We start from the raw sequence: 22716 nt of genomic DNA on the forward strand, positions 1-22716 counted from the left end.
TCCGCAGATGCATGCTTGACGGTCCCTCCACCCTGGCTCCTACATACCTCGTAGGAGCCGGGAGGAACATACAAGCACGCTCGACGCTACGATCAGACCGCACGGCCGGGCATGGGCTCGGCTTTACAGCGGCGTTCCAGCCTGGCTCAGTCGCCCCAGCCTGCCAGCGCCAGCTTGCCCACCGTGCGTCCGCTGGCCAGGCGCTGATGCGCGATGTCCAGATTTGCCGCATTGATCGGGCCCAGGCTTTCACTGAGGGTGCCGCGCAGCTGGCCGGCATCGATCATGCTGGCCGTGCGGCTGAGGATGCGGTGCTGCTCGATGCAGTCGGCAGTGGCAAAGCGCGAGCGCGCGAACATGAACTCCCAGTGGATGCCGATGCACTTGGCTTTGTAGGGATCGCCGATGCGCAGCGGCCCACGCGGCTCGACGATCAGGCCCACATGTCCCTGCGGCGCCAGCAGCAGGCCCAGTTCGTCCCAGTAGTGATCGGTGTCGGCCAGGTTGAGTGCGACCTGCACCGTGTCGATGCCCAGCGCCTGCAGCTGGGCCTGAAGTGGTTGCCGGTGGTCGATCACGTGCCGGGCACCCATCTGCCGGCACCAGTCGGCCGAGGCCTCGCGCGACGCCGTGGCGATCACCTCGAAACCCGCATGGCGGCCCAGCTGGATTGCCATCGAGCCGACCCCGCCCGCACCGCCGATCACCAGCAGGTGCTGGCCGGCGTGGCGGCGATCGTCCAGCCGCAGCGGCATGCGCTCGAACAGCAGCTCCCAGGCGGTGAGCGTGGTCAGCGGCAGCGCTGCGGCTTCAGCGAAATCCAGCGTGGTTGGCTTGCGCGCGACCAGGCGTTCATCCACCCAGTGGTACTGCGCATTGCAGCCGGGGCGGGTGACATCGCCTGCGTAATAAACCTCGTCACCGGAGGCAAACAGGCTCGCCTCGTCGCCGATCGCCTCGACCACGCCGGCGGCGTCCCAACCCAGCACGCGGGGTCCCTGGAGCGTGGCCGGATCCGTGCTGGCGCGCTGCTTGCCATCGACGGGGTTGACTGAAACCGCCTCGACCCGGACCAGCAGGTCACGGCCCCGGGGAGGCAGCGGCGGAGGCAGGTGGATATCGCACAGGGCAGGGGCGGATTCACGACTCAGGGCGACGGCTTTCATCACGGCTCCGGCTGGGTTCGTGGCTCCATCATAAGGTTCCTCACGTTTCCGCAGACGCGCTGAACCGTTTGATGCAGCGCGCCGCGCAATATGTCGTTTTCCCCGCCTAAACCCCGTCAAACCCTTGCAGCGTGAGGGTCTTGCGGATTTTCATCATCCTGTATAGGGTTTCAACGTCGGACCGGCGGACGGTCGGGCGCAACACTTCACATGTTACGGGACTGTTAACATGGCCTTCACCCGCCTGAGCATAATGTTCGCGGCGGTGGCGTGCTGAATCGGCTGTCGTACATCGACGCACTTGTGCTGGCCCATGCCTCTACCGGTTTCATACCCCCGAAATAGGAGCTGTACTCAATGAACAAGAAGATCCTTACTGCCGCGCTGCTGGGCGGCCTGGCTTTTGCCCAGGCAGCTTCGGCGCAGGAGTTCGATGACCGCTGGTACCTGACCGGTTCGGCCGGCTTCAACTTCCAGGACAGCGACCGTCTGACCAATGACGCTCCGTTCGTGACCCTGGGCCTGGGCAAGTTCATCAGCCCGAACTGGTCGCTGGACGGTGAGCTGAACTATCAGAACCCGAACTTCGATTCGAACAAGGACCTGAACTGGTCGCAGTACGGCGTCTCGCTGGACCTGCGTCGCCACTTCATCAAGGAAGGCCGCGGCTGGAACCCGTACATCGTCGGTGGCCTGGGCTACCAGAAGTCGGAAGAAGAGTACCCGGCGCTGAATGCCAACGGTCCGCGCCAGCGTAAGGACGGCAACGTTGCCGCCAAGCTGGGCGTCGGCCTGCAGACCACCTTCGAAAAGCGCGTTGCTGTCCGCGCCGAAGTGGCCTACCGCGCTGACTTCGACGACCAGAGCGTTGCCGCTCCGAAGGAAGACTGGTTCGGTGACGTGCTGGCTTCGGTCGGCGTCGTGATCCCGCTGGGCCCGGCTCCGGTCGCGGCTGCTCCGGCTCCGGCTCCGGTTGCCCCGAGCTGCGCCGACCTGGATGACGACGGTGACGGCGTCAACAACTGCGACGACAAGTGCCCGAACTCGCAGCCGGGTCAGACCATCGGTCCGGACGGTTGCCCGGTGCCGGTCTCCATCGACCTGAAGGGCGTCAACTTCGACTTCGACAAGTCGAACCTGCGTCCGGACGCCGTGGCGATCCTGAGCGAAGCCACCGAGATCCTGAAGCGTTACCCGGATCTGCGCGTTGAAGTTGCCGGTCACACCGACTCGAAGGGTACCGACGCTTACAATCAGAAGCTGTCGGAGCGTCGTGCTACCGCCGTGTACAACTACCTGACCAAGAACGGCGTTGACGCCGGTCGCCTGGTCGGCCCGATCGGCTACGGCGAGAGCCGTCCGATTGCTCCGAACACCAACCCGGATGGTTCGGACAACCCGGAAGGTCGCGCCAAGAACCGTCGTACCGAGCTGAACGTCCAGAACTAAGTTCTGACGCTCTGCCAGTAGGACACAGCAGGACCCGGCTTCGGCCGGGTCTTGTTGTTTCTGCGGCCCGGAATCCGCGTGTCCGTCGGTCCGGGAACAACCGTTCGTCGGGTTTTTATCCGTAAAACCAATGAGTTGCCGTATTCATTGAAAGTGGCGCTTGAAAGCTGTCGCGGCATTGCTAAACTCGCCGCGTCACTTCCTTTCCTGGATGCCCTTCATGCTGCGCTCTGCATCGGCCGCCTTCCTGGCGCTGGCCTTGGTTCCCGCCGCCCACGCTGCGGTCGATTGCTCGGTCAACACCAGCGCCTCGCCGCTGCCGTTGCCGGCCACGACCATCGCGCCGGTGGCCGACGAGCTCTACATCCGTGGCAACCAGCTGGGCATGCCGGCCGGCGTGCTGAGCAGCAACTACGATCCGTCGCAGTCGCTGGACCAGGTGCTGCAGCGCCTGCGCATCGATGGTTGCCAGAACATCGCCAAGGCCATTCCGAGCGCCCCGGCAGTGAAGCCGAACGATCCGGCGGCCTACAAGCCGCAGACCGAATTCGACAACACGCCCTGGCGCTTCGACATGAGCCAGAACGGCAAGCGCATGACCGCCGAAGAGTTCGACGCCTGGATGAAGGCGCGTGGCGTGCGTGTGGTCAAGGCGCGTCCGGCTCCGGCCGCCACTCCGGCCCCGGCCGAAGCACCGGCTGAGACCAAGCCGGTCGACAAGAAGTAAGCACCGCGGGGAGCAGAGGCTTGCGCACGCGCCGCCCACCTGCCGCCCCCGCCGCCCGCTCCCACGCACCGCGTGGGCGTGCGACTCCCGCTGCCACAGCCGCCGGTGTCCGTCATGGCCTGGCGCGCGTGCTGTCCAAGGCCGGCGTGTGTTCGCGCAGCGAGGCCGCGCGCTGGATCGCCGATGGCCGCGTGCGCGTCTCCGGCCGCATCGTGCGGGATCCCGAATTCCCGATTGGGCAGCCGGCGCCGCCGATCGAGGTCGATGGCCAGCTGATGGGCGCGCCTCAGCGCCTGTACCTGATGCTCAACAAACCGCGTGGGGTGGTGACCACCGCGCAGGACGAACGTGGCCGCGACACCGTGTACCGCTGCTTCGATGGTGCCGGCCTGCCGTGGATCGCGCCGGTCGGGCGCCTGGACAAGGCCAGTGAAGGGTTGTTGCTGTTCAGCAACGATCCGCAATGGGCGGCGCGCCTGACCGACCCGCAGACCGGGCCGGACAAGACCTACCACGTGCAGGTCGACCGCCTGCCCGATGACGCCACGCTGGCGGCCCTGCAGGCCGGCGTGGACGACGAGGGCGAGTTCCTCGTCGCCCAGGCTGTGCGCGTGCTGCGCAGCGGCGATAAGACCGCGTGGCTGGAGGTGGTCCTCGACGAGGGCCGCAACCGCCACATCCGCCGCCTGTTGGCGGCCTTCGACCTGCAGGTGCTGCGCCTGGTCCGGGTTGCGATCGGCGGGCTGCAGCTCGGCGATCTCGGCAAGGGCCAGTGGCGGGTGCTGGAGGTCAGTGACCAGCAGCGGCTGGGGGCCGCTGCACCGGGCTGATCATCGCCCGCGGCCGGCGGTTGCCGGCCACCGTTCCAGACGTAGGGGGCGTCTGGCTGCTGAATTTCCCGAACGGAGCCTGCCCATGTACCACCCGACCCTCAACCAAACCCTGCGCTGCGCAGGCCTGCTGCTGCCGATGGTGCTGCTGACCGCCTGTGGTGGCCACAAGAAGGTGGCCAAGGCGGAAACGCCGGCCGAGACCCCGGTGGTGGAAGTGAAGACCCCGGAGCTGGATGGTCGCGGCAGCTACCGCTTCCTGATGAGCAACGGCGACAAGAAGATGACCGCCGATGAGTTCGACGCCTGGATGAAGGCCAATGGCATCCGCGTTGCCAAGGGCAACGGCCAGGATGCTGCCGCCAAGCCGGTGGTGGTGGCCAGCAAGGACGAGCCGAAGGGCAAGAAGAAAAAGAAGTGATGCCGGAAAGGTGCCGACCTCGGTCGGCACGCCCTCACGCCCGGTAGGTGCCGACCTTGGTCGGCACGCTTTGACCGGTGGGGATCAACCCTTGATCACGCCCAGCTCGACACCGATGCGGGTGAACGCATCGATCGCGCGGTCCAGATGCTCGCGACTGTGCGCGGCGCTGATCTGGGTGCGGATGCGGGCCTGGCCCTTGGGCACCACCGGGAAGAAGAAGCCGATCGCGTAGATGCCTTCTTCCAGCAGGCGCTCGGCGAACTTCTGCGCCAGCGGTGCGTCGTACAGCATCACCGGGCTGATCGGGTGTGCGCCCGGCTTCACGTCGAAACCGGCGGCGACCATCTTTTCGCGGAAGTAGCGGGTGTTTTCCACCAGGGTGTCGCGCAGATCGTCAGCGGCGGCCAGCATCTCGAACGCTTTGATGCCGGCGGCCACCACATGCGGCGGCAGCGAGTTGGAGAACAGGTACGGGCGCGAACGCTGGCGAAGCAGCTCGATCACCTCGGCGCTGGCGCAGGTGAAGCCGCCCAGTGCACCACCCATGGCCTTGCCCAGGGTGCCGGTGATGATGTCGATCTTTTCCAGCACGCCCTTCACTTCGGCCGAGCCGCGGCCGGTGGCACCGAGGAAGCCGGTAGCGTGGCATTCGTCGATGTGCACCAGCGCGTTGTACTTCTTCGCCAGCGCGGTGATCTCGTCCAGCGGCGCAATGAAGCCGTCCATCGAGAACACGCCGTCGGTGGTGATCAGCTTGGTCTTGCAGCCGGCGGCGTCGGCGGCCTGCAGCTGGGCTTCCAGGTCGGCCATGTCGCAGTTGGCGTAGCGGAAGCGCTTCGCCTTGCACAGGCGTACGCCATCAATGATCGAGGCGTGGTTCAGCGCATCGGAAATGATCGCGTCGTTCTCGCCGAGCAGCGGCTCGAACAGGCCGCCGTTGGCATCGAAGCAGGCCGCGTACAGGATGGTGTCCTGCTTGCCGAAGAAGTCGGCGATCTGCTTCTCCAGCTGCTTGTGCAGGTCCTGGGTGCCGCAGATGAAGCGCACCGAGGCCATGCCGAAGCCGTGGGTATCCAGCGCATCCTTGGCGGCCTGGATCAGGTCCGGATGGTCGGCCAGGCCCAGGTAGTTGTTGGCACAGAAGTTCAGCACCTTGCGGCCGTCCTCGAGGGTGATCTCGGCCGACTGCGGGCTGGTGATGATCCGCTCGGACTTGAACAGGCCCTGGGCGCGGATGGCGTCCAGTTCCTCGGCGTAGTGGCGGGTCAGGGCGGAGGAGGCGTCGGTCATGGCGTGGGCACGGCTCTGAACGGGGAAACCGTTGATTCTACCGGGCATCGCCGCTTGCCGACCGGCCCGGATGGGGCATCGCCACGGCCGGCACATGTTGCATCGCAATAGCAAACTGGTTAAAAATTCGTGAACCGGAGCTGTCCCGCTCCGGCCGCTACGCCCGCTCCCCGCCTTCCACGCCACCGCCCCCACCGGAGACGCTCATGAAGCACGCCCGTGCCTGCCTCGCCATTGCCGCTGCCCTGACCCTGGCCGCCCCGTTCGCCGCCAGCGCCCAGGAAAACGAATCGCCGTACAGCTGGAACGTCACCGCTGTTTCCGATTACCTGTTCCGTGGTGTGTCGCAGACCGACGAGGATCCGACCCTGCAGGCCGGTTTCACCTACACCAGCCCGGTTGGCCTGTATGCCGGCGTTTGGGGTTCGGGCGTGGACTTCGGTGCAGGTGATCCGAAGACCGAGGTCGACTACCTGATCGGCTACGGCGTGGACGTCACCGAGCGCGTCAACGTCGACGTGCTGCTGAACCGCTACACCTACCTGAAGTCCAGCCACCAGAACTACAACGAGCTGATCACCACCACCACGCTGGATGACACCTACAAGCTGACGGTGGCCTACACCAACGATGTATGGAACAGCAGCACCGATGGCTGGTACTTCGGCCTGGGCGGCAGCTGGGGCCTGCCGAAGGACTTCACCCTGAATGCCAATGTCGGCCGCAGCACGTTTGAAGACGGCATCGCCAAGGATTACACCGACTGGAATGTCGGCGTTGAGCGCCAGTTCGGGATGGCCAAGGTCGGCCTGGGTTACTACGGCACCGACGGCAACGGCCGCGACAACTCCGGCAAGCTGGCCCACAGCCGCGTGATGCTGAGCGTCGCGATCGGTAACTGATGCGCCTTCGCTGATGTCCACGAAAAAGGCGCCCAATGGGCGCCTTTTTCAATTTCAGCCGCATGCCTTACCCCGGCTGGGGGAGAGCCCCCTTGTTGTTCGAGGGGGCGCGCCGACGGCGCGGGGATAAGGAAACCTGCGGGGGAATTGACCCGAAGGGTCAATTCCAGCTCAACACCACCTTGCCGGCCTTGCCTTCTTCCATCAGGTCGAAGCCCTTCTGGAAGTCGTCGATCGGCAGCTGGTGGGTCATCACCTTGCCGAGCGGGAAGCCGGACAGCACCAGCTGGGTCATCTTGTACCAGGTCTCGTACATCTTGCGGCCGTAGATGCCCTGCACGGTCAGGCCCTTGAAGATGATCTTGTCCCAGTCGCAGCCAGCGCCCTTGGGCATGATGCCGAGCATGGCGATCTTGCCGCCGTGGTACATGCAGTCGAGCATGTCGTTGAACGCGCGCGGGTTGCCGCTCATTTCCAGGCCCACGTCGAAGCCTTCCATGTGCAGTTCCTTCATCACGTCCTTCAGCGACTGGTTGGCCACGTTGACCACGCGGGTGGCGCCCATGTCGGCGGCCAGCTTCAGACGGAAGTCGTTGACGTCGGTCACCACCACGTTGCGTGCACCGATGTGCTTGCAGATGCCGGCGGCGATGATGCCGATCGGGCCGGCACCGGTGATCAGCACGTCTTCACCGATCACGTTGAACTCCAGCGCGCAATGCGCGGCGTTGCCGTACGGATCGAAGAACGCGGCCAGCTCGGACGGAATCTGGTCCGGGATCGGCCACAGGTTGCTGGCCGGCATCACCATGTACTCGGCGAAGGCGCCGTTGACGTTGACGCCGATGCCGACGGTGTTCGGACACAGGTGCGGGCGGCCGCCACGGCAGTTGCGGCAGTGGCCGCAGACGATGTGGCCTTCGGCCGAGACGCGCTGGCCGATTTCATAGCCGGTCACGGCCGAGCCGAGTGCGGCGACGCGACCGACGAATTCGTGGCCGATGGTCAGGCCCGGCTTGATGGTGCGCTGGCTCCACTCGTCCCACAGGTAGATGTGCAGGTCGGTGCCGCAGATCGCGGTCTTCTCGAGCTTGATCAGGACCTCGTTCGGGCCCGGGGTCGGAACCGGAACTTCTTCCAGCCAGATGCCCTTGGCCGCTTCGCGCTTGACCAGGGCCTTCATCGTTTGCTGCGCCATCGGGGTGGAACTCATCAGGGGGAAAGCGCGGATTATAGGGTGCCGCGCGGATTTCCCATGTTGCGCTGCGGGTGCAGTGGCGGAACGAAAGGCGTGTGTTGGCGGGCGTTTCGAACGTGCTGCGAACAGCGGCGCCTCCCTGATCCGGGAAAGGGGGCGTGGTCACCCTGGCCAGGACACGCTAAAGCCCCTCCATGGTGCTCGATGGCGCCTTGCTCGTGCGCGCTATCCTGCGCACACGGCAAGACCGGGGTTGGGCGTCCTGCCCAACCCGCCAGTCGCATGCGCCCGGCCCATGGCGCCAACGTTCCCGTCCAGGGTGACCACGCCCCCTCTGGACGATTTCCGTGTGCGCGGCCGACGTGCGCGTGGCAGAGCAAGAAGCAGGCCCATGACTTCCGGGGTTCGGGCCGGGGCAGGGCGGCGGGCTACAATCGAAGGTTCCACTACCAGGGGCCGCTCCATGCGCTCGAACCTGCTTGCATTCTCCATCGTCGCCAGCCTCGGGCTGGCCCAGGTCGCCCATGCCGCTGAAGGCATGTGGGTGCCGCAGCAGCTGCCGGAAATCGCCGGCCCGCTGCAGAAGGCCGGCCTGAAGCTGTCCCCGGAACAGCTGGCCAACCTGACCGGCGACCCGATGGGCGCCGTCGTTGCCCTCGGCGGCTGCACCGCCAGCTTCGTCTCGCCGCAGGGCCTGGTGGTCACCAATCACCACTGCGCTTATGGCGCCATCCAGCTGAATTCGACCGCGCAGAAGAACCTGATCAAGGACGGCTTCAACGCGCCGACCCTGAAGGACGAACTGAGCGCCGGCCCGAACGCCCGCGTGTTCGTGCTCGACCAGATCACCGACGTCACCACCCAGGCCAAGGCCGCCATCGCTGCCGCCGGCAACGACCCGCTGGCCCGCAGCCGCGCGCTGGACGCCTTCGACAAGGCCCAGGTCGCCGCCTGTGAGGCCGATGCCGGCTTCCGCTGCCGCCTGTACAGCTTCTCCGGCGGCAACACCTACCGCCTGTTCCGCAACATGGAAATCAAGGATGTGCGCCTGGTCTACGCGCCCCCGGGCAGCGTCGGCAAGTTCGGTGGCGACGTCGACAACTGGATGTGGCCGCGCCACACCGGCGACTTCTCGTTCTACCGCGCCTATGTGGGCAAGGACGGCAAGCCGGCCGCCTTCGCCGCCGACAACGTGCCGTACCAGCCCAAGCACTTCCTGAAGTTCGCCGACCAGCCGCTGGGCGCCGACGACTTCGTGATGGTGGCCGGCTACCCGGGCCGCACCAACCGCTATGCACTGGCCGGTGAGTTCAACGAAACCGCCAGCTTCACCTACCCGACCATCGCCAAGCACTACAACGCAGTGCTGAAAATGATCGCCGACGCCGGCAAGGCCGACGCCGACGTCAAGGTGAAGTACGCCGCGACCGCCGCCAGCATGAACAACGTGGCCAAGAACTACCTGGGCCAGCTGGAAGGCTTCAAGCGCATCGACGCCGCCGGCCAGAAGCAGGCTGAAGAAGCCGCCGTGCTGGCCTGGCTGAAGAAGCAGGGTGCTGCCGGCAAGCCGGCCCTGGCCGCCCACGCGCAGCTGCTCAAGCATCTGGATACCAGCAAGTCGACCCGCGAACGCGACCTGTTCGTCGGCCAGTTCAACAACACCTCGGCCGTTGGCGCAGCGATCACCCTGTACCGCCTGTCGATCGAGCGCAGCAAGCCGGATGCCGAGCGCGAAGCCGGTTACCAGGAACGCGACCTGACCACCATCGAAGGTGGCCTGAAGCAGATGGACCGTCGCTACGTGGCAAAGATGGACCAGCAGCTGCAGACCTACTGGCTGGACCAGTACGTGGCCCTGCCGGCCGCGCAGCGCGACAACGAAGTGCTGAACAAGTGGCTGGCCGGCAGCGATGCCGCTGCGGTGAAGTCGCTGGTGGGCAAGCTGTCGGGCACCGAGCTGGGCAGCCTGGACGCACGCCTGAAGTGGTTCAAGGCCGACCGTGCCGCGTTTGAAGCCAGCAGCGATCCGGCCATCCAGTACGCCGTGGCCGTCATGCCGGCACTGCTGAAGCAGGAAGAGCAGAAGAAGATCCGCGAAGGCGAATCACTGACCGCCCGCCCGCTGTACCTGCAGGCCGTGGCCGACTACAAGAAGAGCCAGGGCGAGTTCGTCTATCCGGATGCCAACCTGTCGCTGCGCATCACCTTCGGCAACGTCATGGGCTATGGCAAGGACGGCGTGAAGTACACCCCGTTCACCACTCTGGAAGGCGTGGCGGCGAAGGAAACCGGTGAAGATCCGTTCGATTCGCCGAAGGCGCTGCTCGATGCGGTCAAGGCCAAGCGTTACGGCGGCCTGGAAGACAAGCGCATTGGTTCGGTGCCGGTGAACTTCCTGTCCAACCTGGACATCACCGGCGGCAACTCCGGTTCGCCGGTGCTGGATGCCAACGGCAAGCTGGTCGGCCTGGCCTTCGATGGCAACTGGGAATCGGTCAGCTCCAACTGGGTGTTCGACCCGGTGATGACCCGCATGATCGCCGTCGACAGCCGCTACATGCAGTGGATCATGCAGGAAGTGGCGCCGGCGCCGCAGCTGCTGAAGGAACTGAACCTGGTCAAGTAAGGTTCGCGGTTCGGGGCTGTCCATCCACGCATGGCGTGGATCTACCGCCTGTACCGATGGTAGTGCCGGCCGCTGGCCGGCAACCTCGACCAGATAGCCGGAGTTTCCGAAACCCCGCGACCCACGTCGCGGGGTTTTTTCATGCCCGGCCCGGCCGGGTGCGCCGAACAGGTATCATCCCTGTTCCGCGTACTTCACAGGATGTGAACGAAACGCGGAAACCTCCTCCCCCCAGGACCCCTTGCACGCATGCGCATCCTGCTTGCCCGCCACGGCGAAACGCCGTGGAACGCCGAAGGCCGCTACCAGGGCCAGATCGATATTCCGCTTTCGCCGATCGGTGAAGCCCAGGCCCAGGCATTGGGTGCCCGCCTGGCCTCGGTGGACATCACCCGTGCCGTTGCCTCGCCGCTGTCACGCGCGCAGCGCACCGCGCAGCTGGCGCTTGGCGCCGCCCGCGCCGACATGCTGCTGACCGAGCCGGAGCTGCAGGAAATCGCCCACGGCGAATGGGAAGGGTTGCTGGCCAGCGAGATCCACGAGAAGGATCCGTCGCGCCTGCAGGCCTGGCGCGAGGAACCCGATACCGTGCTGATGCCCGGCGGCGAATCGCTGCGGCTGGTGCTGGAGCGCAGCTGGCGCGGCCTGGCCCGGGCCACCGAAGGCCTCGGCGAGCACGACACCCTGCTGGTGGTTGCCCATGACGCGGTCAACCGCGTGATCCTGTGCAAGGTGCTGGGCCTGCCGATTTCCCGCCTGTGGACCTTCCGCCAGGCGCCGACCACGCTCAACCTGCTCGAAGGCGCGGATCTGGACAGCCTGGAAGTGGTGCGCCTGAACGACTGCGCCCACCACACGCCGTTCTTCGGCGAAGCCAAGCACCGCGCACTCTGACCCGCCACACCGAACCACCTGTACCTGCTGGAAGCACTGCCGTGACGAACACCCCGACCACCCTGGCCGATTGGCTGGATTACATTGAACGCCAGCACCCGGCGACCATCGACATGGGCCTGGAGCGCGTGCGCGCCGTGGCCACGGCGATGGGTCTTGGCGCGCCGGCCGGGCGCACCATCGTGGTCGGTGGCACCAACGGCAAAGGCTCCACCGTGGCCTTCATCGAGGCCATCGGCCGTGCTGCCGGTTGGAAGGTGGGTGCCTACACCTCGCCGCATCTGCTGCGCTACAACGAACGTGTGCGCATCGATGGCCAGGATGTCGACGATGCGGCGCTGGTTGCTGCGTTCAATGCCGTCGAAGCGGCACGCGGCGACACCACGCTGACCTATTTCGAGTACGGCACGCTCGCTGCTTTGCAGCTGTTCGCCGACGCCGGGCTGGACCTGGCGGTTCTGGAAGTGGGCCTGGGCGGTCGACTGGATGCGGTCAACATCATCGATGCCGATGTGGCAGTGATCACCACCGTGGACATCGACCATGCCGAGTGGCTGGGCGAGGACCGCGAAGCGATCGGCGCCGAGAAGGCCGGCATCATCCGCGGCTGGAAGCCGGTGATCCTGGGCGAGACCGATCCGCCGTCCAGCGTGCTGGCGCGTGCCTATCTGGTCGGTGCCAACGCGATCCGCGGCGGCAGCGATTACTTCTACGAGCCGATCGACGCCCAGCGCTGGCGCTGGCGCGACGTCGGCCTGCGCATGGAGCTGCCGACCCCGGCGCTGGCCGGCCCGATCCAGCTGGCCAATGCCGGTGCTGCCATCGCCGCCCTGCGCGCGCTGGACAAGCCGGTGCCGCGTGCGGCGTGGGCTGCCGGTATCGCAGCAGCGCGTATCTCCGGCCGCATGCAGGCATTCGAGCGCGACGGCGTGCAGATCCGCGTGGACGTGGGCCACAACCCACAGGCGGCGGGCCAGCTGGCGCGTGCGCTGAAGGCCGAAGTGTCAGCCGGCCGCACCCTGGCGGTGTACGCCGCGTTGCAGGACAAGGACGCGGCGGGTGTGGTGCAGGCCCTGCAGGACGTGGTGGCCGAGTGGACCCTGGCCGGGCTGGACGGTCCGCGTGGACAGAGCGCCGCTCAGCTGCAGGCACGCCTGAGCGGTACGGTGGCGGCCAAGGCACCGCTGGCCGATAGCGTCGAACAGGCCCTGGCGCAGGTGCTGGCCCAGGCTGAGCGGGGTGACCGGGTGCTGGTGTTCGGCTCCTTCCATACCGCCGCTGCGGCCCTGCAGTGGCTGCAGGGCGACGCCTGATCCGCGTTCAGCCAACGCCGACGCCGGCCGGTCCGGCACCCGTATAATCGACGGCAATCTCCGGACAGTTGCCTGCCTCACGTGGATACGCCTCTGAAACAGCGTCTGATTGGTGCCATCGTGCTGGTGGCACTGGCCGTGATTTTCCTGCCGATGCTGGTCAAGGGACCCGCACCTGACAGCGGTGTCGCCAATGTGCCGATCGCCGCGCCGGATGCGCCGGCCGATGGCCAGTTCGAAACCCGTGAGCTGCCTCTGGTCGCCCCGGCCGGTGGTGCCACCGGCCTGCAGACCGGGCAGGCCAAGCCGCTGCAGGAGGCTGCCACGCCGGCTACGCCGCCGACCGTAGACACCTCGCCGGCAGTCGCCGCCGGCAACTATGCGGTCACCTTCGGTGCCTACGGCAGCAAGGCCGACGCCGATGCGGTGATCGCCTACCTGAAGCGCTCGCAGCTGCCGGGCTTCGCTGAAACGGCCACCATCAACGGCCGCCAGGCATGGCGCGTTCGCGTTGGACCTTACGCCGACCGTGCCCAGGCCGAAGCGGCCCGCCTGCAGGCGGTGAAGATCCGTGCGGATGTGAAGGCCGAAGTGATCACCCTGGACGCGGCGGCCGGCAGCAGTGCCCCGGTTGCGGCCACCCCGGCACCGGCTGCGCCGAGCGCCAGCACCCCGTCCGCAGCTGTTGCGCCCTCGGCCAGCGGCAACCCGGTCCGCAGCGAAAGCCTGCCGCCGAGCACGCCAACGGCGACCGCGCCGCCGGCCGCCAAGCCGGAACCGCCGAAGCCGGCGCCGAAGCCCGAACCGAAGCCGGAGGCCACCGCCAGCAAGCCGGCGACGGTGCCGACCACACCGGCAGCACCGGCTGCCAGCGGCGTCGGCTTTGCCGTGCAGCTGGGCGCGTTCGGTCAGGCCAACGATGCCAATGCCCTGCGCGACAAGGTTCGTGCCGCTGGTTTCAGCGCTTTCGTCGAGCAGGTGCGCACGGACAAGGGCACCCTGCATCGCGTCCGCGTCGGGCCGGTGGCCAACCGCGCTGACGCCGAGCAGCTGAAGGCGCAGGTCGCCGCCAAGGTCGGCGTGGCCGGCATGGTCCGACCGCACCCATGACCCACGCGCAGCCCCGTTGCCAGCGCCGCCGAAGGAGCGGGGCGCCATGATCGACGTGGTGCTGCTGATCGTGATCGCCGCCTCGACCCTGCTGGGGATGCTGCGCGGCTTCGTCGGAATCGTCATCGGCACCCTGTCGTGGCTGCTGGCCGCGTGGGCAGCCTTCGCCTTCGGTAATGACGCGGCCCACTGGTGGGCCGCGCCGGCGGCCCCCGGAGGCGAGCACTTCGTCGGTGGCTACCTGGGGGTCGGCATCGGCGTGATGATCGTGGTCGCGGTGATCGGCATGGTCATCAAGGCCCTGGTCCACCGCAGCATGCTGACCAGCCTGGACCGCCTGCTGGGCGGGGTGCTGGGCGCGGTGCGAGGCGGCCTGATCGCCGCGGTCCTGCTGCTGCTGGGCAGCTTCACCCCGCTGACCGCCGAACCCTCCTGGCAGCGCTCGGCGGTGCGTCCGTTGCTGAACCCGACCGTGGCCTGGATGAACAGCAAACTGCCGCACTGGGAGGTTCCCGGGGCCGATCTGCTGCCCAAGGCCTTGCCGACCGACGCGCTGTCCCCATCTGCATTGATGGAGTTGGGCAAGAACGCAGGCGCCGGGTTGGGAAAGCCGGGCGCGGCAGGCGATAATGGCATCCTCAACCAGGTAGTGGCAGGCAGCGGATGGCTGCGGCCTGCGAAAGCGGAACAGGGCGATTCCTACGATCCGGCCGAAGTGCGCCCGGACGCTCCTGCACTGCCGGACAGTATCGAGCCGGGCGATCCGGCCAACGTCGACCGCGCGCGCGGCGACCACCGCGGCCAGGTACGGCCACCTTCCTTGTAACTGGGCACAGCCCAGCGGAGACCTCGCACCATGTGTGGCATCGTCGGAATCGTCGGCAACCAGAACGTCGCCGGGCAGTTGTATGACGGCTTGACCGTTCTCCAGCACCGTGGCCAGGATGCGGCGGGCATCGCCACCGCCAGCGGCAGCCGCCTGCGCGTGCAGAAGGCCACCGGCCTGGTCCGCGATGTGTTCGATGCCCGCACCATGTCCACCCTGGAAGGCAGCGTCGGCATCGCCCATGTGCGCTACCCGACCGCCGGTTCGGAAGGCATGGACGAGGCACAGCCGTTCTACGTCAATTCGCCGTACGGCATCGCGCTGGCCCACAACGGCAACCTGATCAACACCGAAGCGCTGCGCCAGCAGGTGTTCGAGCAGGACCGCCGCAACGTCAACACCGATTCGGACAGCGAAGTGCTGCTGAACGTGTTCGCCTATGAACTGGAGCAGCAGCGCCAGCTCAGCCCGGAAGCGGCCATCCGCGCGGTGGCCGGCGTGCACCGCCGCTGCAAGGGCGGCTATGCGGTGGTCAGCGTGGTGCTGGGCCTGGGCCTGGTGGCCTTCCGCGACCCGCATGGCATCCGTCCGCTGGTACTGGGCAAGCGCAGCCACGCCGAAGGTGACGAGTACATCGTCGCCTCCGAGTCGGCCGCGCTGGACGTGCTGGGCTTCCAGCGCGTGCGCGACGTGCAGCCGGGCGAAGCGCTGGTGATCACCGCGCGTGGCGAGCTGTTCTCGGAAATCTGCGCCGAGCCGGCCGAGCACACCCCGTGCATCTTCGAATACGTGTACTTCGCGCGCCCGGATTCGATGATCGACAACGTCTCGGTGCACAAGGCGCGCATGCGCATGGGCATCAAGCTGGGCGAGAAGATCCTGCGCCTGCGCCCGGACCACGACATCGACACCATCATCCCGATCCCGGATACCTCGCGCGATGCCGCGCTGGAGATCTCCAACGTGCTCGGGGTGAAGTACCGCGAAGGCTTCATCAAGAACCGCTACATCGGCCGCACCTTCATCATGCCGGGCCAGGGCGAACGCGTGAAGTCGGTGCGCCGCAAGCTCAACCCGATCCACCTGGAGTTCCGCAACCGCGTGGTGCTGCTGGTGGACGACTCGATCGTGCGCGGCACCACCAGCCAGCAGATCGTGCAGATGGCCCGTGATGCGGGCGCGCGCAAGGTGTACCTGGCCAGCGCGGCACCGCCGGTGCGCTACCCGAACATCTACGGCATCGACATGCCGGCGGCCGAAGAGCTGGTCGCGCACAACCGCACCGTGGAAGAGATCGAGGCCCACCTGGGCTGCGACTGGCTGATCTACCAGGACCTGGAAGACATGGAAGCGGCGGTGAGCGAGGGCAACCCGGCGCTGCGCAACTTCGATTCGTCCTGCTTCAACGGCCACTACCCGACGGGTATCGAGCCGGGCTACTTCGAGCGCATCCAGCAGCTGCGTTCGGACGACGCCAAGCACAAGCGCCGCGCCTGAGGTCCAGGCGTGGTCGATGTACCCGACGTTGGTGGCGACCTGCTGCGCGCTGCGCAGCAGTGCCTGGCCGAAGCCGACCCGCTGCGCAAGGTCGCGCTGACCCAGGCCTATGCCGCCGCGTTCCGTGCTGGCCGCCTGAAGGTGGCGGCCGATGCACCGCCGCCGGAGCCGATCCGCATGCCCGGCCGGCCGGCGCAGCTGGTGCTGGTGCATCCGCGTGAAGTGCCGCGGCGTGGACTGGGCGGTGTGGAAGGGCGTGCCGCCTTCATCCACGCCATCGCCCATATCGAACTCAACGCGATCGACCTGGCCTGGGATGCGGTATACCGCTTCCGTGGCCTGCCGCCGGCGTTCCATGCCGACTGGGTCAGCTGTGCCGACGACGAATCGCGGCACTTCATGCTGCTGCGCGAACGCCTGCAGGTGCATGGTCACGACTATGCCGATTTCCCAGCGCACAACGGCCTGTGGGAAATGTGCCAAAAGACCGCCCATGACGGCCTGGCACGCATGGCGCTGGTGCCGCGCGTGCTGGAAGCGCGCGGCCTGGACGTAACGCCCGGCATGATCGGGAAGCTGCGCAATGTCGGCGATGGCGAAACCGCCGATGTGCTGGAAGTGATCCTGCGCGAGGAAGTGGCGCACGTCGCTGCCGGTTCGCGCTGGTATCGCTGGTACTGCGACCGCGCCGCTGTCGAGCCGCGTGCGCGCTTCAAGGAACTGCTGGTGGAGTACGCCGGCGGCTACCTGCATGGGCCATTCAACATCGAAGCGCGCCTGCTGGCCGGGTTCGATGCGGATGAGTTGGCCAACCTGATTGAACAGGCCGGTTGAAGAAAAGGGGACGGAGGGGATTAAGTCGTTTGTGGCACAAACGACTTAATCCCCTCCGTCCCTTTTTTCATGCGTTCGGCAACACCACGCGCTTGCCATCCACCGTTGGCCGGTTGATGTAGAACAGGCCGGGACCCGGCCGGTACGGCAGTTCGCTGACGCCGGCATCGGCGGCGTAGGTCAGTGCGGTGTCGCCCAGTGCATCGAAGTTCCAGTGCGCCGACTGCATCAGGTAACGCCGTCGCAGCAGCGCCTCCTGTGTCTGCGTCAGCGGCTGTCCGGCAACCAGTCGGCGTGCGATCGGCTGCAGGGCGGACGGCAGCTCCCAGCCGGGAACTCCAGCGGCATTGGCGGTCCATTGCACGCCAGCATCGATGGCCTGCTGCTGCATCACCTGCAGTGCGATCAGCTGGTAACGCCAGTCGATGCGCCGACGCAGCACCACCGCGGCGGTCACATACAGCACCGGCGACAACAGCACGCTGCGGCTGCCGGCGCGACGCTGCTGCTGCCACTGGTGCCAGACATCCACCCAGATCTCCTTTTCACCCACGCCCAGCTGCTGCCGCCAGCGTTCGGCGTCGGCCTGCGTTTCGGCGTAGACCGTGGTGGCCCGCAGCAACGCCAGTGGAGGGACCTGGTAGTCGGCAACCGCGGGGCGGCGCAATTGTTGCCGGCGCGGGCGGCTGAGCAGCTTGGGACCTTCTTCCAGCTGGTTGTAGCCACCGCCGATATTCGCGTGTACGCCGGGTAGGGCGATCTCGGCAAACGGCGGTGCCACGCTGGTCAACGGATAGTGCTGGCGATGTTCATCGCGTGCAGTGAGCTGCACGACGCGACCGGCGATGCCGCTGTGCAGGGCCAGCTGCGGCCGCTCATCGGCGCGGCCACCATTGACTGCAACCACGGTGTCGAACAGTCCGATGAAGCGCAGCACCGGCGTGACGGCGGCGAAGTCCGCAGTGCAGGGCAGGCCGGCGCCCTGCAGCAGCTGGCGCCAGCGCGCGCTGTCCCAGGCCTGCAGCTGGTTTGCGATATCACGTGCCGCGGCAGCACCGCGCGAATAGCCGAACAGATCCAGCTGCACGCCACGCAGCGGTCGCTGCCAGTGCGCGGACAGCTCGGCCAGTGCCGCCGGCAGCAGCACCTGCAGCGCGCGCTGCACTTTCGCGCGAACGCCACTGGCACCGATGCCGAAGGCCAGTCCGATCAGGTCGTCATCGGCATCATCGCGGGTCCCCACGCCCTCGACATAGATCGACAGCGAAGGCGCGGCCATCGCATCGCGGCGGCTGTCCGGATACAGCTGCTGCAGGCGCGCGATGTTGGTCAGGCCGTTGTCGTAGCTGCTGGTCAGCCGGCTCTGGTAGGTCGAATCATCATCCGCGCGCAGCTGCGCCGGGCGTGGCTGCGGAACCTGTGGGCGACCGCGTGCCAGGTTGTGTGCGTTGTTGCGGGTGCCATCGAAGAACAGGCCGATCCGCAGCAAGCCGACATCTTCGTCCGTGTCCTTCGCTGGTGCCATGTGCATTCCCCGTCGTGGCTGCGTCACGGTAGCGCGAAAGCGGTGTATTGGCGAAGTGTAGTGACGCTTTTGACCTTACTTAACGCAGATGCGGTCGATCACAGTTCCTGATTTTCATTCCCATCTTCTATTGAATTCACACGACCCGCGCAGGCCAGATGGCCAGACCCGGTAGACCCGGGCGTGCTGCATCAACGCTGTTCACATCATTCAAGGAGCGACGCAATGTTGTCCAGATCGATTGGCAAAGCGGCAGGTGGCCTGGTGTTGGGTTGGTCGGTGGCAGCGGCCGCGCATGCGGCACCGTTGTTCGAGCCGGTGACGGTCATCAGCCGCGCATCGGCAAACAGTGAGCCCGCGCTGGGCAAGCTGCTGGCCACCCCGTCCACCGCGACGGTACAGGAAGTGCGTGTCGACGCTGCTGCCACTGCGCAGCCGCAGCTGGAGTTCGAACTGCTTGGCCAGCGTGTGCAGGCGGTGCGCAGCAAGGTGGAAGCCCTGCCCGATGGCGGCAGCATCTGGTACGGCCAGTTGCGCTCGCCGTCCGATCGGCTGACTGCCGCCACTTCGAATGGCCAGGATGATCCTGGTAATTCAGTGATCCTGGTGCGTTCGGGCAACACCCTCACCGGTTCGATCCGCAAGGACGGCAAGCTGTATCGCCTGCGCCCACTGGGCAACCGCCATGTACTGGTGGAAGTGGATGAGTCGCGGATGCCGGCCGACCATCCGGCCGACTACAACCAGCTGCCGAAAATCCCGATGGGCAACAATGACCGCATCGGCATCGCGCAGGCCTCGTCCGGTACCCCGGCCACCATCCGCGTGCTGGTGGTGGCAACCAATGCAGCGGTAACGGCCTATGGCGGCAACATGCAGTCGCTGGTGCAGCTGGCGGTAGCCGAATCCAACCAGGGCTACGTCAACAGCAACGTGGGCATCACCCTGCAGCTGGCCGGCTATGAAACCACCAGCTACACCGAATCCGGCAACTTCACCACCGACCTGACCCGCTTCCGCAACACCAGCGACGGCTACATGGACAGCATCCACACCAGCCGCAACAACACTGCGGCCGATGTCGGCGTGCTGCTGATCAACAACACGAGCTACTGCGGGTTGGCCTCGGGCATCGGTTCGACGGCATCGACGGCGTTCGCGGCGGTGTACTGGGATTGCGCGACCGGCTATTACTCCTTCGCGCATGAGATCGGCCACCTGCAGAGTGCGCGGCACGATATCGCCAGTGATCCCAGCACGTCGCCCTATGCCTATGGGCACGGTTATCGCTACGAGCCGTCCTCCGGTTCGCGCTGGCGCACGATCATGGCTTATGACTGCTCGGCCGGCTGCCCGCGCCTGAACTACTGGTCCAACCCGAACATCAACTACAACGGCATCCCGATGGGCAATGCCAGCACCGCCGACAACCAGCGCGTGCTGGTCAATACCAAGGCCACCATCGCGGCCTTCCGCTGAGGCCAACCGCCGACCGAGGTCGGCGTCTACCTGGGTGCGTTCACCTGCCCTGGTAGATGCCAACCTTGGTTGGCACCCCGCGATCCATCATTCGCGCGCGAGCGTATCCAGCGACCAGCCGCCGGCATCCACGCGCAGCACCGATCCCTGTTCGTACCAGTCACCCAGCACGATGCGGTTGCAGGCGCGGCCACCGGCCTGCAGCGTGTGTACCGCCGGGCGATGGGTGTGGCCGTGGATCATGGTGTCCACGCCATGGCGCACGAAGGTGGCATCGACTTCGGCGGGTGACACGTCGGTTACCGACTCGAACTGCGCACGATCATCCTGCTTCATTTCCGACTGGCGGGCCTGGCTGGCGTCGCGTGCCTTCTGCGCGAAGGCGATGCGTGCGGCCAGCGGCTGCGACAGGAACTGCGCCTGGAAGACCGGGTCGCGCGTCTGTGCACGGAACTGCTGGTAGGGGATGTCGTCCGTGCACAGCAGGTCGCCGTGCTGCAGCAGCACCGGGCGGCCGTACAGCTCGATCACGCACGGGTCGGGCAGGATGCGCAGGCCGGCACGGCGCGCATAGTCTTCGCCGAGCAGGAAGTCGCGGTTGCCGCGGATGAAGTACACCGGTACGCCGCTGTCGGAAAGTACCTTCAGCGCGTCGGCCACCGCATCGGCAGCAGGCGAGGGCGTGTCGTCGCCGATCCAGGCTTCGAACAGGTCGCCGAGGATGTACAGCGCATCGGCGCCGGGCGCCTGCTCGCGCAGGAAGCGCAGGAACAGGTCGGTGATCTCCGGACGGCTGGGGTCCAGGTGCAGGTCGGAAATGAACAACGTGGTCATGCAGGCATTCTAGGGCATCCACCGCCGGGCATGGCCCGGCGCTACCGAAGGGATCTGACCCCGGGGGCTACACCGGCAGCGGCAACCAGGCCAGGCTGGCCGATGCCAGCAGGATGGCAATGCCGGTGGCGGCCAGTACATCGGACGGGTAGTGCAGGCCCAGCACCACCCGCGACAGCGCGACGCCGAAGGTGAACGGCACCAGCAGCGGCGCCAGCCACGGGTAGTAGGCCAGCGCGACGATGGTGAACGACACCGCGTGCAGGGTGTGCCCGGAGGGGAAGCTGAACTCGTCCAGCGGCGCCACCCAGGCGCGGATGCGCAGATCGGCCGCATACGGGCGGGGACGCCGGGTCCAGCGCTTGAGGCCTTTGTAGAGCAGCAGGGCGGCCAGGCCGGTGGCGGCCATGTGCACCGATGCACGCAGTCCGTCGAAGCCGTCCAGCGCCACCAGCGCGCCCATCAGCACGTACCAGAACACGCCATCGCCGAGCCGGCTGATGACCGAGAACAGGCGACGCACGCGGCGACGCCGGCAGTAGTGGTTGGCCCGGCGGCAGAGCCGCGCCTCGCGGCCAGCCAGCAGCTCAAGCGGCGTGGTGCGCATGGCCGCTCCTCCGCGACTGGGCCAGCTCGGCCAGCAGGGCATCGAATTCGGCAACCACCTGCTGTGGATGCAGGCGCTTCATCGCACGCGCGGCGCTGCTGCCGAATTCGCGGCGCCGTGCATCATCGGCGGCCAGCTGCACCGCTGCCTCGATGAACTGCTCATCGTTTTCCACGGCCGCACCGTTCTCGCCATCACGCAGGTATTCGCGGGCCGCACCGTAGTCGAAAGCGACGGTGGCCAGGCCGCTGGCCATGCTTTCCAGGGTCACGTTGCCAAAGGTCTCGCTGCGGCTGGGGAACAGGAACAGGTCACCGCTGGCGAAATGCCGTGCCAGGGCTTCGCCGCGCTGGATGCCGCAGAAAATGAAATCGGGGTTTTCATGTGCCAGTTTTTCGCGGGCCGGACCATCACCCACCCAGACGAAGCGGGCTTTGGGGCGGATCTGCTGCAGGCGGCGGAAGGCTTTCACCGCCAGGCCAAGGTTTTTTTCCGCAGCGATGCGGCCGACATGGATCGCGACCAGGCCGTTGCCGTCCACGCCCCATTCCTCGCGCAGCGCCGGGTCGCGCCGGCCCGGATCGAACTGCTGGCTGTCGACCGCGCGTGCCAGCAGGCGCACGCGTTCGAAGCCCTGTTCACCGAGGAACTGCTGCAGCTCGCGGGTGGGCACCAGGGTTGCATCGGCCTGGTTGTGGAACCGGCGCATCCAGCGCATCGCGGCAGCCTGCAGCCAGGCCACGCCGTAGTCGGGCAGGTACTCGTCGAAGCGGGTATGGAAACCACTGGCGACCGGAATGCCAAGGCGGCGCGCGGTGCGCAGCGCCGACCAGCCCAGCGGGCCTTCGGTGGCGATGTAGACCGCATCGGGACGCTGCTGCTGCCAGTGGCGGTTGAGCCGGATCGGTGCAGGCAGGCCGAAGCGCAGGCCGGGGTAGCGCGGCAGTGCGGCGCCCGGCACCAGCAGCGTGCCCGGTGCCGAGTCCAGTGCTTCGCTGGTCTGGCGTGGCCGGATCAGGTCGATGTCATGGCCGGAATTGCGCAGTCCCTGCTCCAGGCCCTGCACGGTGAGGGCAACGCCGTTCACTTCCGGCGGGTAGGTCTCGGTGACGATGGCATAGCGCATGGCGGGCCTCCGGGTTTCCGGCATGCTCGGGCCTGGCGATGTAGCCGATATGACCGCTT

At 66.8% G+C, this 22716-nt stretch carries 20 protein-coding genes; 13 read left to right on the forward strand and 7 right to left on the reverse strand.

The annotated features are described in order from the left end of the window. Positions 1-146: 146 nt before the first annotated feature. The gene (locus ACX9OT_RS20435) at positions 147-1166 is read right to left on the reverse strand and encodes a zinc-binding alcohol dehydrogenase family protein (RefSeq protein WP_459003462.1); all 1020 of its coding nucleotides are present in this window, start codon (positions 1164-1166) and stop codon (positions 147-149) included. Positions 1167-1523: 357 nt separating this feature from the next. Between ACX9OT_RS20435 and ACX9OT_RS20440 the strand changes: the two genes are divergently transcribed. From ACX9OT_RS20440 to ACX9OT_RS20455, 4 genes are all read left to right on the forward strand, one after another. Continuing rightward, positions 1524-2615: an OmpA family protein gene (locus ACX9OT_RS20440; protein WP_010483958.1), complete on the forward strand. Its 1092-nt coding sequence runs from the start codon at positions 1524-1526 to the stop codon at positions 2613-2615. A gap of 220 nt (positions 2616-2835) precedes the next feature. Next, positions 2836-3342 carry a hypothetical protein gene (locus ACX9OT_RS20445; protein ID WP_010483956.1) on the forward strand — a complete coding sequence of 169 codons (507 nt, stop codon included), beginning with the start codon at positions 2836-2838 and terminating at the stop codon, positions 3340-3342. Between the two features lie 20 nt (positions 3343-3362). Further along, positions 3363-4172: a pseudouridine synthase gene (locus ACX9OT_RS20450; protein ID WP_459003465.1), complete on the forward strand. Its 810-nt coding sequence runs from the start codon at positions 3363-3365 to the stop codon at positions 4170-4172. Between the two features lie 85 nt (positions 4173-4257). Next, entirely contained in the window at positions 4258-4593 is a 336-nt protein-coding gene (locus tag ACX9OT_RS20455; RefSeq protein WP_005412356.1) for a hypothetical protein, read from the forward strand. 84 nt (positions 4594-4677) lie between these two features. On the opposite strand, the gene kbl is transcribed toward ACX9OT_RS20455, so the two are convergent. Next, entirely contained in the window at positions 4678-5886 is a 1209-nt protein-coding gene (gene kbl, locus ACX9OT_RS20460; RefSeq protein ID WP_459003467.1) for a glycine C-acetyltransferase, read from the reverse strand. A gap of 206 nt (positions 5887-6092) precedes the next feature. Between kbl and ACX9OT_RS20465 the strand changes: the two genes are divergently transcribed. Further along, positions 6093-6788 (forward strand): TorF family putative porin, encoded by a 696-nt coding sequence (locus ACX9OT_RS20465; protein ID WP_032129063.1) that lies wholly within the window; start codon positions 6093-6095, stop codon positions 6786-6788. Between the two features lie 160 nt (positions 6789-6948). Here ACX9OT_RS20465 and tdh read toward each other — a convergent pair whose 3' ends face one another. Then, the gene (gene tdh, locus ACX9OT_RS20470) at positions 6949-7971 is read right to left on the reverse strand and encodes an L-threonine 3-dehydrogenase (RefSeq protein WP_010483949.1); all 1023 of its coding nucleotides are present in this window, start codon (positions 7969-7971) and stop codon (positions 6949-6951) included. A gap of 478 nt (positions 7972-8449) precedes the next feature. Between tdh and ACX9OT_RS20475 the strand changes: the two genes are divergently transcribed. From ACX9OT_RS20475 to ACX9OT_RS20505, 7 genes are all read left to right on the forward strand, one after another. Beyond that, positions 8450-10612, forward strand: a complete 2163-nt coding sequence (locus ACX9OT_RS20475) for a S46 family peptidase (protein ID WP_459003469.1) — start codon at positions 8450-8452, stop codon at positions 10610-10612. Positions 10613-10861: 249 nt separating this feature from the next. Further along, on the forward strand, positions 10862-11506 hold the full coding sequence (locus ACX9OT_RS20480; RefSeq protein WP_008268389.1) for a histidine phosphatase family protein: 645 nt from the start codon (positions 10862-10864) through the stop codon (positions 11504-11506). Positions 11507-11547: 41 nt separating this feature from the next. Further along, positions 11548-12819, forward strand: a complete 1272-nt coding sequence (folC, locus tag ACX9OT_RS20485) for a bifunctional tetrahydrofolate synthase/dihydrofolate synthase (protein ID WP_459003472.1) — start codon at positions 11548-11550, stop codon at positions 12817-12819. Positions 12820-12900: 81 nt separating this feature from the next. Further along, a complete protein-coding gene (locus ACX9OT_RS20490; protein ID WP_100437391.1) occupies positions 12901-13929 on the forward strand; it encodes an SPOR domain-containing protein in 1029 nt (342 codons plus the stop codon). A gap of 46 nt (positions 13930-13975) precedes the next feature. Then, positions 13976-14755 (forward strand): CvpA family protein, encoded by a 780-nt coding sequence (locus ACX9OT_RS20495; RefSeq protein WP_049400926.1) that lies wholly within the window; start codon positions 13976-13978, stop codon positions 14753-14755. Between the two features lie 30 nt (positions 14756-14785). Beyond that, positions 14786-16252 carry an amidophosphoribosyltransferase gene (gene purF / locus ACX9OT_RS20500; protein ID WP_032129068.1) on the forward strand — a complete coding sequence of 489 codons (1467 nt, stop codon included), beginning with the start codon at positions 14786-14788 and terminating at the stop codon, positions 16250-16252. 9 nt (positions 16253-16261) lie between these two features. Beyond that, positions 16262-17086 carry a ferritin-like domain-containing protein gene (locus tag ACX9OT_RS20505; RefSeq protein WP_459003475.1) on the forward strand — a complete coding sequence of 275 codons (825 nt, stop codon included), beginning with the start codon at positions 16262-16264 and terminating at the stop codon, positions 17084-17086. A 67-nt stretch (positions 17087-17153) separates the two neighbouring features. Here ACX9OT_RS20505 and ACX9OT_RS20510 read toward each other — a convergent pair whose 3' ends face one another. After that, entirely contained in the window at positions 17154-18611 is a 1458-nt protein-coding gene (locus ACX9OT_RS20510; protein WP_459003477.1) for a T6SS phospholipase effector Tle1-like catalytic domain-containing protein, read from the reverse strand. Positions 18612-18836: 225 nt separating this feature from the next. On the opposite strand from ACX9OT_RS20510, the gene ACX9OT_RS20515 reads away from it, so the two are divergent. After that, positions 18837-20090, forward strand: a complete 1254-nt coding sequence (locus tag ACX9OT_RS20515) for a zinc-dependent metalloprotease (protein ID WP_459003479.1) — start codon at positions 18837-18839, stop codon at positions 20088-20090. 87 nt (positions 20091-20177) lie between these two features. Here ACX9OT_RS20515 and lpxH read toward each other — a convergent pair whose 3' ends face one another. The 3 genes from lpxH to ACX9OT_RS20530 all read right to left on the reverse strand — a co-directional run bounded on the left by lpxH (position 20178) and on the right by ACX9OT_RS20530 (position 22657). Next, positions 20178-20924: a UDP-2,3-diacylglucosamine diphosphatase gene (gene lpxH, locus ACX9OT_RS20520; RefSeq protein ID WP_032129072.1), complete on the reverse strand. Its 747-nt coding sequence runs from the start codon at positions 20922-20924 to the stop codon at positions 20178-20180. A 67-nt stretch (positions 20925-20991) separates the two neighbouring features. Beyond that, positions 20992-21531: a phosphatase PAP2 family protein gene (locus ACX9OT_RS20525; protein ID WP_049400923.1), complete on the reverse strand. Its 540-nt coding sequence runs from the start codon at positions 21529-21531 to the stop codon at positions 20992-20994. Beyond that, positions 21512-22657, reverse strand: coding sequence for a glycosyltransferase family 4 protein (locus ACX9OT_RS20530; RefSeq protein WP_032129074.1), 1146 nt, complete (start codon positions 22655-22657; stop codon positions 21512-21514). Before ACX9OT_RS20530 ends, ACX9OT_RS20525 begins: the two co-directional genes overlap by 20 nt. Positions 22658-22716: the final 59 nt, after the last annotated feature.

This window comes from Stenotrophomonas genospecies 3, from assembly GCF_054473855.1.

What these genes read in the sequence shown, in the direction of transcription:
- ACX9OT_RS20435 (WP_459003462.1), bottom strand. Translation starts at nt 1,166, where the DNA reads ATGAAAGCCGTCGCCCTGAGTCGTGAATCCGCCCCTGCCCTGTGCGAT.
- ACX9OT_RS20440 (WP_010483958.1), top strand. Translation starts at nt 1,524, where the DNA reads ATGAACAAGAAGATCCTTACTGCCGCGCTGCTGGGCGGCCTGGCTTTT.
- ACX9OT_RS20445 (WP_010483956.1), top strand. Translation starts at nt 2,836, where the DNA reads ATGCTGCGCTCTGCATCGGCCGCCTTCCTGGCGCTGGCCTTGGTTCCC.
- ACX9OT_RS20455 (WP_005412356.1), top strand. Translation starts at nt 4,258, where the DNA reads ATGTACCACCCGACCCTCAACCAAACCCTGCGCTGCGCAGGCCTGCTG.
- kbl (WP_459003467.1), bottom strand. Translation starts at nt 5,886, where the DNA reads ATGACCGACGCCTCCTCCGCCCTGACCCGCCACTACGCCGAGGAACTG.
- ACX9OT_RS20465 (WP_032129063.1), top strand. Translation starts at nt 6,093, where the DNA reads ATGAAGCACGCCCGTGCCTGCCTCGCCATTGCCGCTGCCCTGACCCTG.
- tdh (WP_010483949.1), bottom strand. Translation starts at nt 7,971, where the DNA reads ATGAAGGCCCTGGTCAAGCGCGAAGCGGCCAAGGGCATCTGGCTGGAA.
- ACX9OT_RS20475 (WP_459003469.1), top strand. Translation starts at nt 8,450, where the DNA reads ATGCGCTCGAACCTGCTTGCATTCTCCATCGTCGCCAGCCTCGGGCTG.
- ACX9OT_RS20480 (WP_008268389.1), top strand. Translation starts at nt 10,862, where the DNA reads ATGCGCATCCTGCTTGCCCGCCACGGCGAAACGCCGTGGAACGCCGAA.
- ACX9OT_RS20495 (WP_049400926.1), top strand. Translation starts at nt 13,976, where the DNA reads ATGATCGACGTGGTGCTGCTGATCGTGATCGCCGCCTCGACCCTGCTG.
- purF (WP_032129068.1), top strand. Translation starts at nt 14,786, where the DNA reads ATGTGTGGCATCGTCGGAATCGTCGGCAACCAGAACGTCGCCGGGCAG.
- ACX9OT_RS20510 (WP_459003477.1), bottom strand. Translation starts at nt 18,611, where the DNA reads ATGGCACCAGCGAAGGACACGGACGAAGATGTCGGCTTGCTGCGGATC.
- ACX9OT_RS20515 (WP_459003479.1), top strand. Translation starts at nt 18,837, where the DNA reads ATGTTGTCCAGATCGATTGGCAAAGCGGCAGGTGGCCTGGTGTTGGGT.
- lpxH (WP_032129072.1), bottom strand. Translation starts at nt 20,924, where the DNA reads ATGACCACGTTGTTCATTTCCGACCTGCACCTGGACCCCAGCCGTCCG.
- ACX9OT_RS20525 (WP_049400923.1), bottom strand. Translation starts at nt 21,531, where the DNA reads ATGCGCACCACGCCGCTTGAGCTGCTGGCTGGCCGCGAGGCGCGGCTC.
- ACX9OT_RS20530 (WP_032129074.1), bottom strand. Translation starts at nt 22,657, where the DNA reads ATGCGCTATGCCATCGTCACCGAGACCTACCCGCCGGAAGTGAACGGC.